Raw genomic sequence first — 15151 nt, forward strand, 5'->3', positions numbered from 1 at the left:
CCCGATGGCCCGCCGCGCGGTGAAGCGATCGGCGGCGGGCTTCGTCCGGGGTGTGCGCGTGCCCTTCACCGACCCTTCGGGCGGCAAGGGCTTCTGGGCGGCCTTCAGCCGCGCGCCGGCGCACCGGCATGTCCGCTACCGCGTGGCGCTGCCAGGCTGGCGTGGGCGCGACGTCACGGTGGTCTTTCTCTCGGACCTGCATCTCGGTTCGCATGCCGGGGATGTCGGGCGGCTCGCCGCGATCGGTGCGGAGGTGAAGGCGCTCGCGCCCGACCTCGTGCTGCTTGGCGGCGACCACATGAACATGATGACCTTCGGCGGCGGCCGCATCCCGCCCGAGGCGATCGCGGCCGAGCTTGCCGGATGGTCGCTGCCGATGGCGACCGTGCTCGGCAACCACGACCTCGAATATGGCGCGGCGGCCGTCGCCGCTGCCTTCGAGACCGCCGGCATCCCGGTCCTGGAAAACCGCACGGCGCACTTTGCGATCGGCGAGGACGCCCTGCGCGTCGTCGGCCTTGCCGACGACATGCACGGCGAGCCGGATCTGGGCCTGGTCGCCGCCGCGGCCGGCGCCGAGCTGGTTCTCTCGCACGATCCCGGCATCATCTACGACCTGCCCGAGGGCGCGGTGCTGCTCGCGGGGCATATCCACGCCGGCCAGGTGCGTCTGCCGGGCCTGCCGCCGCTGCGCATGCCGCCGAGCCGCATTCCCCGGGCGCTGGCACACGGCCACCATCGGGTCGGGCGGCGCCATCTGATCGTCAGCGCCGGCCTCGGCTGCAGCGCGCTGCCGCTCAGGCTGTTCGCGCCGCCGGAAGTGGTGACGGTGGTCCTGGTCGCGGAGGCAGCATGACGCCGCCGCAGCCGCGCGGGTTCGCCCGAAGCGCGGCCCGGCGCGCCATGCTGACGGTCGCCGGCCTTGGCGTCGGCCTGCTGCTGCTCGCCGGCCTGACCTTGCGCGCCGGCGATCCGGCGCTCTACCCGCCGCGGCCGGATGAGCCCTCCGTGCCGATCCATGTCGTCTCCCACGGCTGGCATTCCGGCATCGCGCTGCCGCGCGAGGCGCTGAAGGCCGTGGCCGACGCCCAGGGGCTCGGCAGGCTCGTCGCCGTGCTCGACCGGTTCCGGGACTATCCGTCGGTCGAGATCGGCTGGGGCGAAGCGCGCTTCTACCGCGAGACGCCGACGGTCGGCGACGTCCAGGTGCTGAGCGCGCTGCGCGCCCTGTTCCGTCCCGGCAATGCGGCGGTGCTGCATGTGGTCGGCCTGACGCGGCCGGCGCCGGAGATCTTCGTCCATTCCGACGTGCTGGCCCTCAGGCTCGGCAGGCCGGGCTTCATGCGGCTCGCCGCCTTCCTCGATGCGGCGGTGGCGGAGGGGCCGGCGGGCGCGCCGCAGGAATTGGGGCAGGGGCTCTATGGGCCGAGCCTCTTCTATGCGGCGACCGGGACCTTCTCGGTCCTGAAGGTGTGCAATCACTGGGTTGGCGAGGCGCTGGCCGCGGCCGGCCTGCCCTATGCGCCGGTCATGGCCGTCTATCCGGCCGGCCTGTTTCTCGACCTCCGCCTGCGGGCAGGGGCGGTGGCGGCGCGCTGAGCGGGCTCGGCCAAGCCTGCCATCCTAAGTTGTCGCATCGGCTGTCTTCTCAGAATGTGTCTCGATTGCAACACTTATAAACTGCTGAGAAAGCCACCGATGGTTCACCATTTTCCGCCCCAATCCCGCCACAGCCCCAAGCGACGAAATTTCCCACGGACGCGCTACGTCAAGTGGCCGGTTGCGTGCATGTGTGGCCTCGTGAGTTCATGACTATTCAAGCTCTCAGGACGATGGCAGGACAGGCTCAAGCGCTCCCGGATTCCGGTGGCGGCCGATGCATCTTCGTGGGGGCGAGATGACACCATTCACGTTCGACAAGAACAGGCTGCCAAGTCGGCACGTCACCGAGGGGCCGCAACGCGCGCCGCACCGATCCTACCTTTACGCGATGGGGCTGTCGCGCAAGCAGATCCATCAGCCCTTCGTCGGCGTCGCCACCTGCTGGAACGAGGCCGCGCCCTGCAATATCGCGCTGATGCGTCAGGCGCAGGCGGTCAAGAAGGGGGTCGAGGCGGCCCAGGGCACCCCGCGCGAATTCTGCACCATCACGGTCACGGACGGCATCGCCATGGGCCATGCCGGCATGAAATCCTCGCTGCCGTCGCGCGAAATCATCGCCGACTCGGTCGAGTTGTCGATGCGCGGCCATTCCTATGACGCGCTGGTCGGCCTTGCGGGCTGCGACAAGTCGCTGCCCGGCATGATGATGGCCATGGTGCGCCTCAACGTGCCCTCCATCTTCATCTATGGCGGTTCAATCCTGCCCGGCGTCTTCCGTGGCCGCCAGGTGACCGTGCAGGACCTGTTCGAGGCCGTCGGCAAGCATTCGACGGGCGAGATGTCGTCGGAGGATCTCGACGAGCTGGAGCGCACTGCCGCCCCCTCGGCCGGGGCCTGCGGCGCGCAGTTCACCGCCAATACGATGGCCACCGTCTCCGAGGCCATCGGCCTCGCCTTGCCCTATTCGGCCGGCGCCCCGGCGCCCTACGATATCCGCGACCAGTTCTGCTACGCCGCCGGCGAGAAGGTGATGGAGCTGATCCGCCGCGGCATCCGCCCGCGCGACATCGTCACCCGCAAGGCGTTGGAAAATGCCGCGACCGTGGTCGCCGCCTCGGGCGGGTCGACCAATGCGGCGCTGCACCTGCCGGCCATGGCGCATGAATGCGGCATCAAGTTCGACCTGTTCGACGTCGCCGAGATCTTCAAGCGCACGCCCTACATCGCCGACCTGAAGCCGGGCGGCAAATATGTCGCCAAGGACATGTTCGAGATCGGCGGCATCCCGCTCCTGATGAAGACGCTGCTCGACCATGGCTTCATGCATGGCGACTGCATGACGGTCACCGGCCGTACCATGGCCGAGAACCTCGCCTCGGTGAAGTGGAACGCCGACCAGGACGTCGTCCGCCCGGCCGACAAGCCGATCACCCGGACCGGTGGCGTGGTCGGCCTGAAGGGCAATCTCGCCCCCGACGGTGCGATCGTGAAGGTCGCGGGCATGAAGAAGCTGAAGTTCAAGGGCCCGGCCCGCTGCTTCGACCGCGAGGAAGAATGCTTCGCGGCGGTCACCGCGCGCACCATCAAGGAAGGCGAGGTCATCGTCATCCGCTATGAGGGGCCGAAGGGCGGTCCGGGCATGCGCGAGATGCTGGCGACCACCGCCGCGCTCTACGGCCAGGGCATGGGCGACAAGGTCGCGCTGATCACCGACGGCCGGTTTTCGGGCGCGACCCGCGGCTTCTGCATCGGCCATGTCGGCCCCGAGGCGCAGGTCGGCGGGCCGATCGCGCTGGTCCGCGACGGCGACATAATTGAGATCGACGCAGTCAAGGGAACGCTCAAAGTTCGCCTTACGGCCGCCGAAATGCGGGCGCGTAAGAAAGACTGGAAAGGCCCGAAAGATACCGAGTTCGGTTCGGGTGCCATCTGGAAATACGCCCAGCAGGTTGGTCCTGCGGTTGACGGCGCCGTTACTCATCCGGGCGGCGCCGGGGAAAAGCACGTCTATGCCGATGTCTGACGCCCTGAAGGTTCGCGCGATCGTTTTCGCGCTGGCGGTGGCCGTGACCCCCGCCGGCGTGACCGGCGCCTTTGCCTTCGACGGGCAGGCCACAACCGATCCGCGCTCGCCGCTCGACGCCTTCCGCGCCGGCGGCCGCGCGCTGAGGGACGGCCGCACCGAGGAGGCAGTCTCGGCCCTGCAATATGCCGCCACCAACGGCCATGCCGCATCGGCCTGGAAGCTCGCCCGCATGTACATGTCGGGCGACGGCGTCGCGCAGAACGATCTGAAGGCTTTCGAGACCTTCCGCCGCATCACCCAGACCCGGGGTGACGAGAATCCGAATTCGCCGGACGCCCAGTTCATTTCAGCCGCCTTCGTCGGCATGGCCAATTATTGGCTCGAGGGCATTCCGAACAGCTATGTGCGGCCCAATCCGCAGCGCGCCTTCGAACTCTATTTCTACGCCGCCTCGACCTTCGGCGATGCCGACGGCCAGTTCCGCCTAGGCCGCATGTTCCTCGAAGGCCAGGGCACGCAGCGCGATCCGCGCCAGGCCGCCCGCTGGCTGTCGCTGGCCGCCGGCAAGAGCCATTACCGGGCCCAGGCCGTGCTCGGCCACATGCTGTTCGTCGGCCGCGACGTGCCGCGCCAGGCGCCGCGCGGGCTGATGTATCTGACGCTGGCCAAGGAAGCGGCGAGCGAAAGCGACACCTGGATCACCGAAATGTATGACGAGGCCATGCGCACGGCCTCCGACGACGAGCGGGGCGTGGCGCTGCGCATGGTCGAAGCCTGGCTGAAGGGTCCGGGCCGGCGCTGATCGCGCCGGCAGCAGCCGGGCTCGCCCTTGCCCCTGCGCGGTCCCCGGGCCTCATTGTGGCCGGCAAGAGCTGCTACGGACGAGGCGGACCGCGAGCGCCGGTTTGATCCGCTCGCGGCCGCAGCCTTCGGGGATAGGTCATGAGCCTCGTCGACAGTCCGCGGTTTACCCCTTCTGCGATAGACCATCCGGCCGAGCCTCTCGGCGTGTTCAGCTTTCTGCGCACGCTGGTGCGCAACCCGCTGGAGACCTGGCCGCGGGCCCTGTTCGACGAATCCATGGTGCGCCTGCATTTCGCCGGCCGGCCGGTGTTCATGGTCATGGACCCGGCCTTGGTCGAGGACGTGCTGGTCAGCCGCGCCGCGCTGTTTCCGAAGGCGCCGATCATCCAGCGCACGATCGGAGCCGCGGTCGGCAACAAGTCGATCTTCACGGCGGAGGGCGCCGACTGGCGCTGGCAGCGGCGCGCCTCGTCGCCGCCCTTTCGACACGAGAAGATCCTGGGCTTCGTGCCGGCCATGAGCCGGGCGGCCGAGGCGACCGGCGGACGCCTCGCGGCGGCGGCAAGCCCGGACGGCATCGGCATCGACGTGTCCGAGGCGATGATGGCGACGACCTTCGACGTCATCGTCGCCACCATGCTGTCGGGCGAAGGCGGGTTCGACACCGAACGCTTCAGCCGGGAGATCACCCACTATTTCGATACGATCGGCTGGATCGCGGCGCTTACTGTGCTGCGCCTGCCGGCCTGGATGCCCTATCCGGGCAAGCGTCGGGCGCGGGCGGGGAACGGCTTCCTGAAGGCCGAGATGGCGCGCGTCGTGGCCGAGCGGCGGGCCCGCCCGAGCCCCGCTCCCGATCTTCTCGACTTCCTGATCCAGGCGGCCGACCCGGAAACCGGCCGGGCCATGACGGATGCCGAGCTTGCCGACAACCTCCTGACCTTCGTCGTCGCCGGCCACGAAACCACGGCGCTGGCGCTGACCTGGGCCCTGTGGCTCACCGCCATGAGCCCGGATGTCGAGCGCCGCGTTCTCCAGGAGATTGCCGAGGTGGCGGGCGAGGGGCCGGTCGATGCCGCCGCAGCCGACCGGCTCGTCTATGTCAGGCAGGTCATCCAGGAGGCCATGCGGCTCTATCCGCCGGCGCCATTGATCCCGCGCGTCGCGGCCGAGGACCTGGTGCTCGGAACCGAGACGATCAAGGCCCGGACCCCGGTCTATGTGCCGGTCTATGCCGTGCACCGCCACCGCCGGCTCTGGAGCCATCCCGACAGCTTCGACCCCGACCGTTTCGCGCCGGATGCGGCCAGGGGCAGGCCGCGCGGCGCCTATCTGCCGTTCGGTGCCGGACCGCGCATCTGCATCGGCGCGTCCTTCGCGCTGATCGAGGCGGTGGTGATCTTCGCGACGCTCATGCGCCGGCTGCGCTTCGTACCGGTCGCGGGCCATTGGCCGAAGCCGAATACCCGCCTGACGCTGCGGCCGGACGGCGGACTGCCCATGACGGTGCTGCGGCGCTGACCGCGCGGCGGTGGCGGTTGCGGCGCGCTTGCCGGCTGTTGCAGGCTGATGCCAACGGCAAAGGCCGCACGAGGGAGGCGAGAATGCAGCATGTCGAGACCCGGGCCGGGACCTTTTCGGTCGCCCACGCCAAGGACGGGGAGTTCAAGGGGCAGGGGCTGCGGAACTTTTTCGTCTACCGCGACCTCGGCATCGCCAAGGCGACCGGCGGCCGCGTCGGCGCGCATGTGATCAAGGCCGTGCCGGGCGCCCATGCCGGCGGCGACAAGCACACCCATACGCTCGATTTCCAGCTCGTCTATGTGCTCAAGGGCTGGGTGCGCTTCTGGTACGAGGGGGTGGGCGAGGTGCTGCTGGAGCCGGGGTCCTGCGTTCACCAGCCTCCCGGCATCGTCCACCAGGAGATCGCCCATTCCGACGATCTCGAGCTGATCGAAATCACTTTGCCGGCGGAGTTTCCGACCCAGGGCGCCTGAAACGATTTCGCTTCAGAATCCGATTCAAAATCCGGACATGGCGCTATGTCCTTGTTCGGTTTGATTTTCCTCGTCAGAGGCGCAGCTCGCACCAGACCGGCACATGGTCGCTCGGCTTGTCGAAGGCGCGGACGTGCTTGTCGATGCCGGCCCTGACCAGGCGGTCGCTCGCCTGCGGCGACAGCATCAGGTGGTCGATGCGGATGCCGTTGTTCCGCTGCCAGGCGCCGGCCTGATAGTCCCAGAACGAATAGAGTCCCGGGGAACTGTCGCAGGCGCGCACAGCGTCGGTGAAGCCGAGGGCGGCGAGCTCGCGCAGCTTGCCGCGGCTTTCCGGCTGGAACAGCGCGTCGTCCAGCCAGTCCTTGGGGTTCTTGGCGTCTTCGGGGGTGGGAATGACGTTGTAGTCGCCGCAGAGGGCAAAGGGCTCCTCGAGCGTCAGCCGGTCGCGGGCATGGGCGATCAGCCGGTTCATCCAGGCGAGCTTGTAGGGAAATTTCTCGCTGCCCAGCGGGTTGCCGTTCGGCAGGTAGATCGAGCCGATCCGAAACGCGCCGGACGGCGTCGAGACGACGGCTTCGAGGTAGCGGGCCTGCTCGTCGCTGTCGTCGCCGGGCAGGCGGGGGGTGACGTCCTCCAGCGGCAGCTTGGAGAGGATGGCGACGCCGTTGTAGCTCTTCTGCCCATGGGTCGCGACATTGTAGCCGGCGGCCTCGAAGGCCTCGCGCGGGAAGGCCTCGTCGACGCATTTCAGTTCCTGCAGGCAGACGATGTCGGGATCGCGCTCCTTGAGCCAGGCGAGGGTGTTCTCGACGCGAATCTTGATGGAATTGACGTTCCACGTGGCGATGATCATGGGCTGCTCGCGATTCTTTCGCGTGCCACTCTAGCCCGAAGCTGCCATAAGGTCGCGCGCGCAGAACAGCTCGTGCGCGACCCGCGGCGGGCAGGAGCCAAGGCGATGTGGATCGATGACGAAGCGGCGCTCGAGGCGCTCTACGGCCGCCCGGGCGAGGCGTCGCTGGTCAAGGAAGTGCCGCGGCTGACGCCGCAATATCGCGCGATCATCGAGGCGTCGCCCTTCTGCGTGCTCGCGACGGCCGGGGCGGAAGGGCTGGATGCCACGCCGCGCGGCGATCCCGCCGGTTTTGTCGCCGTCGTCGACGACCGGACGCTGGTCATGCCCGACCGGCGCGGCAACAACCGCATCGACAGCCTCAGGAACATCGTCCGTGATCCGCGCGTGGCGCTGCTGTTCCTGGTGCCGGGCGTCGGCGAGACGCTCAGGGTGAACGGGCGGGCGCGCATTTCGGCCGATTCCGTGTTGCTGGACCGCCACACGGTCGACGGCAAGGCGCCGACGAGCGCGCTCGTCATCACCATCGACACGGTCTATTTCCAGTGCGCGCGCGCCCTGCACCGGTCCCGCCTGTGGGATCCGGGCCTGCACCGCGCGCGTGGCGATCTGCCGAGCGCCGGCGACATGCTGAAGGGCGCGCATCGGCCCTTCGACGCCGAGGACTATGACAGGGGCCTCGCCGCGCGCCAGAAGGCGACGCTCTATTGAGCCGGCCGCCGCCGGGCCCCGCGCGATCCATGACGGTGCGCGGCCGGCCCGCGCCGGTCAGACCGAGAAGCTGGTGCCGCAGCCGCAATTGGCGGTGGCGTTGGGGTTCTGCAGCTTGAACGACGAGCCGATGAGGTCGTCGACCCAGTCGAGCTCGGTGCCGGCCATGTAGGGCAGGGAGATTTCGTCGACCAGCACGGTCGCGCCGGCCTTTTCGATGACGAGGTCGTCGTCATTGCGGTCTCTGGTGAAGTCGAACTTGTACTGGAAGCCGGAGCAGCCGCCGCCCTCCACCGATATGCGCAGCATCGAGCCCGGCGGTTCGCCGCTCAGGATCTTGGCGATGCGCTGGGCGGCGCGATCAGTGACGGTGACGGTATCCGACATCTCTTGTCTCCCCGGTTCAAGGCCGGAAACACGAGGGTTCAAAGGGCGGCCACGCCTTGCGGCGCGCTCGTCCAATAGGTATGTGCGCCCCAGGCGCGGGTCAATGTTCGGGCACGGAGAAGAGGCAGACCATGGCGGTTGCGAGCTATTTCTATCCCCCGCTCGCCCCCTATGCCAGCGATGCGAGGCTGAGCCGCGGCCGGCTCGTGCCTGAATCGGCCTCGCCGACCCGCACTGAATTCCACCGCGACCGCGACCGGATCATCCATACCACCGCGTTCCGCCGCCTGAAGCACAAGACCCAGGTCTTCGTCGCGCCCGAGGGCGACCACTACCGCACCCGGCTGACCCATACGATCGAGGTGGCGCAGATCGCCCGCTCGCTCGCCCGGGCGCTCGGGCTCGACGAGGATCTCGCGGAGACCCTGGCGCTTGCCCACGACCTCGGCCATACCCCGTTCGGCCATACCGGCGAGGACGCGCTGGACGAGGTGATGCGGAACTATGGCGGCTTCGACCACAATGCCCAGTCGCTGCGGATCGTGACGCGCCTGGAGCGGCGCTACGCGGCCTTCGACGGCCTCAATCTCTGCTGGGAGACGCTGGAAGGGCTCGTCAAGCACAACGGCCCGCTGCTGAAGCCCGACGGCTCGCCGGTCGAGCGCTATGCCGCCCGCGGCATTCCCGTGGCGATCACCGAATATGACGCGCTGCAGCCGCTGGACCTTGCAAGCCATGCCAGCGCCGAGGCCCAGGCTGCCGCCATCGCCGACGACATCGCCTACGATGCCGCCGATATCGACGATGGCCTGCGCGCGGGCCTGTTCACGCTCGACGACCTCGGCGCCGCGGTGCCGATGGCGGGAGCCTTCCTGGAGGAGATCCGGGTGCTGCATCCCAAGCTCGAGCCGGCGCGGGAAATCAACGAGCTGACCCGTCGGGTGATCACCCGCCTCGTCGAGGACGTCATCGCCGAGGCACAGCGGGCGATCGTCGAAATCGGGCCCGCGACGGCCGACGACATCAGGCGCTGCGGCCGCACGCTCGTCCAGTTTTCCGAGCCGATCCAGGCCTATGACCGCGGCATCAAGGACTTCCTGTTCCGCAACGTCTACCGCCATCAACGGGTGGTGCCGATCCGGCAGGAGGCCGGCAACGTGGTTCGCGACCTGTTCGCGGCCTTCTACGACCATCCGGTCGCCATGCCGCCGGTCTGGTCGGCGGGGCTGGACGAGGCCGAGCCGGCCCGGCGCGCCCGCCGCGTCGCCGACTATATTGCCGGCATGACCGACCACTACGCGATGGACGAGCATCGCCGGTTGTTCGGCGATACGCCGGACCTGCGCTGACGTCCGGCCGCAGTCCGGCCTTTCGAGGGCGCTGCGCGGCCATGCTGACGCGCGCCGGCCATTGCCGCTACCATGGCTGGGAAAATCATGCCTCAGGGTGCCTGCGCGCAGTCTTGCGCGGCACATGGGAGGCCAACAGGAGTGCAGGAATGTCGGAGGCCGCGATTGCCAACCGCCTCGACCGTCCGGTCGATGACGCCGTCGACCATACGCTCGGTCCCGATCGCGCCCAGATCACGCTCGTCGAATATGGCAGCTATGCCTGCCCCTTCTGCCGGGCCGCCAACGAGCGCATCGCGGAGGTTCGCGACCAGCTCGGCGACCGGCTGCGCTATGTCTTCAGGCACCGGCCGCTGACCGGCAGCGACCTCGCGCGGCGCGCCGCCGAACTCATCGAGCGCGCCGAGACGCCCGAACAGTTCTGGGACGCGCATGTGAAGCTGATGACGCGCTCGCAGGTGCTGACCGAGGAGGATATCGAGGCAGTCGCCCGCGATCTCGGCCTGACCGGCGCCGATCCCGAGCGGGAGGCGCGGGAGGCCGAACGTGCGGCCGCGCGGGTGCAGGCCGACATTGCGAGCTCGCACGCCAGCGGCGTGCGCTTCACGCCGACCTTCTTCATCAACGAGCGCCGCTACGACGGCCCCTGGGACGAGAGCTCCTTTCTCGACGCCATGCTGGGCACGCTCGGCCATCGCTTCCGCGCCGCCGCGCTCGACTTCGCAAGCTGGGGCCCCTCCGCCGGCATTCTGCTGCTGCTCGCGACCATTCTGGCCGTGGTCCTGACGAATTCTCCGCTCGGACCCGCCTTCGAGGCCTTCTGGCATCAGGAGGCGGCGCTGTCCGTCGGCGCGGCGCGCTTCGGCATGTCCATCCAGCACTGGGTGAATGACGGCCTCCTGACGATCTTCTTCCTGGTGGTCGGTCTCGAGATCAAGCGCGAGTTCACCGTCGGACATCTCGCCGGACGGCGGTCCGCGGCGCTGCCGATCGCCGGCGCGATCGGCGGCATGGTCGTGCCGGCGGCTCTCTACGTCCTGATCCTGCCGAGCGGCCCCTGGGCCCATGGCTGGGGCGTGCCGATGGCCACCGATACGGCCTTTGCGATCGCCATCATCGTCATGATGGGCGCGCGCGTACCGATCGAGCTGCGCATCTTTCTCACCGCCGCCGCCATCGTCGACGACATCGGCGCCATCGTGGTGGTCGCGCTGTTCTATTCCGGCCAGCTCCAGCTCGGCTATCTCGCGGCGGCGGTGCTGCTGACCGGCGGGCTCGCCGCGCTCAACCGCATGCATATCTACCGCGTCGCGCCCTATACGCTGATCGGCATCGCGCTGTGGGCTTCCATCTATGCCGGCGGCCTGCATGCGACGCTGGCCGGCGTCGTGCTGGCGCTGTTCATCCCGACCCGCCCGCCGGCCAATCTCGCCGCGCTCACGGCGCAGGCCAATTCCATCATGCTCGCGGAAAGCGCCCACGGCGCGGAAGTGCTTCGCCACGGCCCGTCGATTCCGGCGCTCAGGGCGCTCGACGCCATCCACGACCGGCTGGAATCGCCGGCCGACCGGCTGCTGCGCCACGCCGGCGCCCGATCCAGCTATCTCGTGCTGCCGCTGTTCGCGCTGGCCAATGCCGGGGTGGCCATCTCGCCCGGCATTCTCGACGGGCGCGGCACGCTGGTCATGGCGATCATGACCGGCCTCGTGCTCGGCAAGCCGCTCGGCATGCTGGGCGCCGCCTGGCTCGCGGCGCGGTTCGGCATCGCCACCAAATCCGCGGAATATTCCTGGGCCCAGCTTGCCGGCGCGAGCGCGCTTGCCGGCATCGGCTTCACCATGTCGCTGTTCATCGCCGGCCAGGCCTTTCCCGACCCCGGCGACTTCGCCGCCGCCAAGATCGCGGTCTTTGCGGCCTCGATCGCGGCGGCCGTCATCGGCGCGGGCCTGCTCTGGATGGTGGCGGGCCGGCCGGCATCCGAGCCGGCCTGAGGCGTCTTTCGCCATCGAGGCGCCGAACGACGCGATTTCGGCCTCATTTCGGCGTCCACTGCCCCGGACCATGCCGGTTCGCGCCCTCGGCGGAGCCGTTCGCGGCGGCTGGAACGCAATGCAAGGCCTATCCCCGGCGAAAAATTCGGGCTAGAGCCAGCCTCCGTTCTTCGAGGCTTTCGGCATGAATATCTTCGCTCTGTTCACCGATCACGTCCGCGACGCGGTCCGCGCCCTTGCCGGCGAGGGCGTCGTCGTGGCCGAGGCGTCGCTCGACCGCATCGTGGTGGAGGCGCCGCGCGATGCGAGCCATGGCGACCTTGCGACCAATGCGGCCATGGTGCTGTCGAAGGAGGCGGGGCTGAAGCCGCGCGACCTCGCCGAGAAGCTCGTCGCGCGCCTGGCCGGCCTGCCCGATGTCGCCAAGGCCGAGATCGCCGGACCGGGCTTCATCAACCTGAGCCTGAAGGCTTCGGTCTGGCCGCAGGTGCTGAAGGCGGCGATCGCCGCCGGCGAAGCCTATGGCAGGAGCGGCATCGGCGGCGATGCCAAGGTCAATGTCGAATATGTCTCGGCCAATCCGACCGGCCCGATGCATGTCGGCCATTGCCGCGGCGCGGTGTTCGGCGACGCGCTGGCCAATCTGCTGGCGGCGGCCGGCTATGCGGTGACGCGCGAATATTACATCAACGACGCCGGGGCCCAGGTGCAGGTGCTCGGCCGCTCCGCCTATCTGCGCTACCGCGAGGCGCTGGGCGAGACGGTGACGATCCCCGAGGGGCTCTATCCCGGCGACTATCTGAAACCCGTCGGTGCGGCGCTCGCCCAGAAATACGGCCAGAGCCTGCACAATGCGCCGGAGGAGGAATGGCTGCCGATCTGCCGGGACGCGGCGATCGAGGCCATGATGGGCGAGATCCGCGACGACCTTGCCGCGCTCAACGTCCGCCACGCGGTGTTTTCCTCCGAACGCGCGCTGCAGGTGCCGGTCGACAAGGTGAAGGCCGCAATCGATACACTGCGCGCCCAGGGCGACGTCTACGAAGGTGTGCTGGAGCGGCCGAAAGGCGCCGATGCCGAGGATTGGGAGGAGCGCGAGCAGACCCTGTTCCGCGCCACCGCCTTCGGCGACGACGTCGACCGTCCGCTCATGAAGTCGGACGGCTCCTATACCTATTTCGCCTCGGACATCGCCTATCACAAGGACAAGGCCGACCGCGGCTTCCTGGACCAGATCGACGTCTGGGGCGCCGATCATGGCGGCTATGTCAAGCGCATGCAGGCGGCGCTGAAGGCGATCACCGGCGGCCGCGCCAGCCTGGACGTCAAGCTGGTCCAGCTCGTCCGCCTGTTCCGCGGCGGCGAGCCGGTGCGCATGTCCAAGCGCTCGGGCGATTTCGTCACGCTGCGCGAGGTGGTCGACGAGGTCGGCCGCGACGTCGTCCGGTTCATGATGCTGTTCCGCAAGAACGATGCGACGCTCGATTTCGATCTGGCCAAGGTCCTGGAGCAGTCGAAGGACAACCCGGTCTTCTATGTGCAATATGCGCATGCGCGCTGCCGTTCGATCCTGCGCAATGCCCAGGAGGCCATGCCGGACCTCGATCTGAGCCCGGGCATGCTCGCAAAGGCGCCGGTCGAACTGCTCGACGATGCCGGTGAAGTGGCGATCATCCAGCGGCTCGCACAATATCCGAGGCTGATCGAGGCGGCGGCGCAAGCCCATGAGCCGCACCGGGTCGCATTCTACCTTTATGAGCTTGCGGCGGACTTCCATTCGCAGTGGAATCGCGGGAAAGATTCGCCGCATTTACGCTTCATTATGGAAAATGATCGAAAAACAACAACGGCGCGCCTTGCGCTGGTCCAGGGTATCGTGACCGTTCTGAAGTCGGGACTTGCGATCCTGGGTGTCGAGGCCGTCGAAGAGATGCGTTGATCGCGCCTGGCCCCTGACCGGGCTGCGGCGCCTAACGACGGCGGGGCCCATGGCCAACGAAACGAGTGTGCGTAGCTACCGCGATTTCGATGCCTACAACCGGACGGATGCGTCCGGTGAGGCGGTCCGCAAGGACGCCGGTGGCGATCCCCTGGCGGAGCTCGCCAGGATCATGGGGCAGGACGACAATTATGCCGACCTCCTGAAGAGCGTTGCGCGGACCCGGGGGGAGCCGGTCCTGCGCCGTCAGCTCGAGGCCGGCGGCGAAGCTACGCAGCACTTCGATGCTTCGGCGCAGGCGGCCGCGGCGGCCGGCGCCGAGCCGGGTGTCGCCGACTGGGACGACCTCGAGGCCGAGCTCGAAAGCTATGTGCGCTCCGGCCAGGGTGCTCGCCCGCGTGGGGGCGTCGAGCAGCATGCGGCGGAGGCCTTCACGCCGCTCTACGACGACACGCTTGACGACGAGGTGGTGCATCACCTGCCGCAGGCCCGCCAGGCGGCGGGCGGCGAGGCGCAGCAGGCCCATGGGCTGCGCGGCAGCTACGCGGCCGGTCCGGCCGAGGAGGCCGCGCCGGGCAGCCTGCGCGATCTCGAGCGCATGCTGGCCGACAATCTCGGCCGCCAGAACGCGACCTATCAGGCGGAGGCCGCGGTGCGCGAAACGCAGGCCGAGACGGCCTATCCCTTCCAGGCCTATTCCGAGGACACTCACCAGTCCGCGGCCTACCAGCCGACGGCGCGGGAAGAGAGCCTCTACAGCCAGCACGGCTATCAGACGGCGCGCCAGCCCGTCGGCTACCGCGACGACGATGCGCGCGTGGCCGAGGCCTTCGCCGATGACCGCTCCTATGAGGCCGCCGCCGCGCATGGCCATGCGGCCGGCTACGGCACGGCGGCCGCGGCTGGAGCCGGAATGGGTGTCCTCGCGGCTGCCGCCTGGCGGGGCCGGGGGCAGCAGGCACAGGCCGCCGAGGTCGCGGTGCCGCAGGCCAGCGGGCGGGCCGATGCGGCGGGCTATGCCAATGCCGGCTACCTGCCGGCGGCCGAACGGGCCGCCTCCGATCCCGTCTTCATCGAGGACGGTCACATGACGCAGCCCGATCCGCAGGTCTTCGAGGAGGCGCCGCCGCGCCGCCGCCGCGCGGGTGTCACGGCTGTCATGGCGATCGTCGGCCTCGCCGTCGCGGGCGGCGGCGGCGTGCTCGGCTACAAGGCGCTGACCGGCCGTTCGTCGGCGAGCGGCGAGGCGCGCGTGGTGCGCGCCAACAACGATCCGGTCCGCATGCCGGCTGCGCAGGCACAGGACGCCAAGCCGATCACCGACCGCGCGCCGAACGGCGACCGTCTGGTCTCGCGCGAAGAGCGGCCGATCAGCCCGCGCGAGCAGGCGGCGCAAGTGCAGACGCCGGCCGCGCCGGTCGCGCCCCGCGTCATTCCGCTGACGCCGCCGGCGCCGGCTCCGGCCGCCGCCAACCCGGCGGAACCGGTG

The 15151-nt window shown here is 69.0% G+C and carries 12 protein-coding genes and 1 pseudogene; 11 read left to right on the top strand and 2 right to left on the bottom strand.

Annotated features, from left to right (window positions below):
• Positions 1 to 4 precede the first annotated feature (4 nt).
• The 6 genes from OZ671_RS24060 (at position 5) to OZ671_RS24085 (ending at position 6429) form a co-directional block, all read left to right on the top strand.
• Positions 5 to 856 carry a metallophosphoesterase gene (locus OZ671_RS24060; protein WP_268863070.1) on the top strand — a complete coding sequence of 284 codons (852 nt, stop codon included), beginning with the start codon at positions 5 to 7 and terminating at the stop codon, positions 854 to 856.
• On the top strand, positions 853 to 1599 hold the full coding sequence (locus tag OZ671_RS24065; protein WP_268863071.1) for a DUF2459 domain-containing protein: 747 nt from the start codon (positions 853 to 855) through the stop codon (positions 1597 to 1599). Before OZ671_RS24060 ends, OZ671_RS24065 begins: the two co-directional genes overlap by 4 nt.
• A gap of 298 nt (positions 1600 to 1897) precedes the next feature.
• Positions 1898 to 3625 (top strand): dihydroxy-acid dehydratase, encoded by a 1728-nt coding sequence (ilvD, locus tag OZ671_RS24070; RefSeq protein ID WP_268863072.1) that lies wholly within the window; start codon positions 1898 to 1900, stop codon positions 3623 to 3625.
• On the top strand, positions 3612 to 4430 hold the full coding sequence (locus tag OZ671_RS24075; protein ID WP_268863073.1) for a tetratricopeptide repeat protein: 819 nt from the start codon (positions 3612 to 3614) through the stop codon (positions 4428 to 4430). Before ilvD ends, OZ671_RS24075 begins: the two co-directional genes overlap by 14 nt.
• A 206-nt stretch (positions 4431 to 4636) precedes the next feature.
• A complete protein-coding gene (locus tag OZ671_RS24080; protein ID WP_268863074.1) occupies positions 4637 to 5953 on the top strand; it encodes a cytochrome P450 in 1317 nt (438 codons plus the stop codon).
• Positions 5954 to 6036: 83 nt separating this feature from the next.
• Positions 6037 to 6429, top strand: a complete 393-nt coding sequence (locus tag OZ671_RS24085) for a cupin domain-containing protein (RefSeq protein WP_268863075.1) — start codon at positions 6037 to 6039, stop codon at positions 6427 to 6429.
• A gap of 73 nt (positions 6430 to 6502) precedes the next feature.
• Here the strand turns inward: OZ671_RS24085 and xth are convergent, their stop codons facing one another.
• On the bottom strand, positions 6503 to 7285 hold the full coding sequence (gene xth, locus OZ671_RS24090) for an exodeoxyribonuclease III (RefSeq protein ID WP_268863076.1): 783 nt from the start codon (positions 7283 to 7285) through the stop codon (positions 6503 to 6505).
• 105 nt (positions 7286 to 7390) lie between these two features.
• Between xth and OZ671_RS24095 the strand changes: the two genes are divergently transcribed.
• Positions 7391 to 7996, top strand: a complete 606-nt coding sequence (locus tag OZ671_RS24095) for a pyridoxamine 5'-phosphate oxidase family protein (protein WP_268863077.1) — start codon at positions 7391 to 7393, stop codon at positions 7994 to 7996.
• A 57-nt stretch (positions 7997 to 8053) separates the two neighbouring features.
• Here OZ671_RS24095 and erpA read toward each other — a convergent pair whose 3' ends face one another.
• Entirely contained in the window at positions 8054 to 8383 is a 330-nt protein-coding gene (erpA, locus tag OZ671_RS24100) for an iron-sulfur cluster insertion protein ErpA (protein WP_268863078.1), read from the bottom strand.
• Between the two features lie 131 nt (positions 8384 to 8514).
• Between erpA and OZ671_RS24105 the strand changes: the two genes are divergently transcribed.
• The 4 genes and pseudogenes from OZ671_RS24105 to OZ671_RS24120 all read left to right on the top strand — a co-directional run.
• Positions 8515 to 9732, top strand: coding sequence for a deoxyguanosinetriphosphate triphosphohydrolase (locus OZ671_RS24105; protein WP_268863079.1), 1218 nt, complete (start codon positions 8515 to 8517; stop codon positions 9730 to 9732).
• A gap of 149 nt (positions 9733 to 9881) precedes the next feature.
• Positions 9882 to 11723, top strand: a complete 1842-nt coding sequence (nhaA, locus tag OZ671_RS24110) for a Na+/H+ antiporter NhaA (RefSeq protein WP_268863080.1) — start codon at positions 9882 to 9884, stop codon at positions 11721 to 11723.
• 184 nt (positions 11724 to 11907) lie between these two features.
• Complete coding sequence (gene argS, locus OZ671_RS24115; RefSeq protein ID WP_268863081.1) at positions 11908 to 13662, top strand: arginine--tRNA ligase; 1755 nt, start codon at positions 11908 to 11910, stop codon at positions 13660 to 13662.
• Between the two features lie 67 nt (positions 13663 to 13729).
• Positions 13730 to 15151 (top strand): annotated as a pseudogene (locus OZ671_RS24120) (hypothetical protein); the annotation flags it as partial.

This window comes from Phreatobacter sp. AB_2022a (genome assembly GCF_026847585.1).
In the GTDB taxonomy this organism is placed as follows: domain Bacteria; phylum Pseudomonadota; class Alphaproteobacteria; order Rhizobiales; family Phreatobacteraceae; genus Phreatobacter.

Bases quoted from the DNA above. Each gene is read 5' to 3' on its own strand.
- OZ671_RS24060 (WP_268863070.1), top strand. From the start codon at position 5: ATGGCCCGCCGCGCGGTGAAGCGATCGGCGGCGGGCTTCGTCCGGGGT.
- OZ671_RS24065 (WP_268863071.1), top strand. From the start codon at position 853: ATGACGCCGCCGCAGCCGCGCGGGTTCGCCCGAAGCGCGGCCCGGCGC.
- ilvD (WP_268863072.1), top strand. From the start codon at position 1,898: ATGACACCATTCACGTTCGACAAGAACAGGCTGCCAAGTCGGCACGTC.
- OZ671_RS24075 (WP_268863073.1), top strand. From the start codon at position 3,612: ATGCCGATGTCTGACGCCCTGAAGGTTCGCGCGATCGTTTTCGCGCTG.
- OZ671_RS24085 (WP_268863075.1), top strand. From the start codon at position 6,037: ATGCAGCATGTCGAGACCCGGGCCGGGACCTTTTCGGTCGCCCACGCC.
- xth (WP_268863076.1), bottom strand. From the start codon at position 7,285: ATGATCATCGCCACGTGGAACGTCAATTCCATCAAGATTCGCGTCGAG.
- OZ671_RS24095 (WP_268863077.1), top strand. From the start codon at position 7,391: ATGTGGATCGATGACGAAGCGGCGCTCGAGGCGCTCTACGGCCGCCCG.
- erpA (WP_268863078.1), bottom strand. From the start codon at position 8,383: ATGTCGGATACCGTCACCGTCACTGATCGCGCCGCCCAGCGCATCGCC.
- OZ671_RS24105 (WP_268863079.1), top strand. From the start codon at position 8,515: ATGGCGGTTGCGAGCTATTTCTATCCCCCGCTCGCCCCCTATGCCAGC.
- nhaA (WP_268863080.1), top strand. From the start codon at position 9,882: ATGTCGGAGGCCGCGATTGCCAACCGCCTCGACCGTCCGGTCGATGAC.
- argS (WP_268863081.1), top strand. From the start codon at position 11,908: ATGAATATCTTCGCTCTGTTCACCGATCACGTCCGCGACGCGGTCCGC.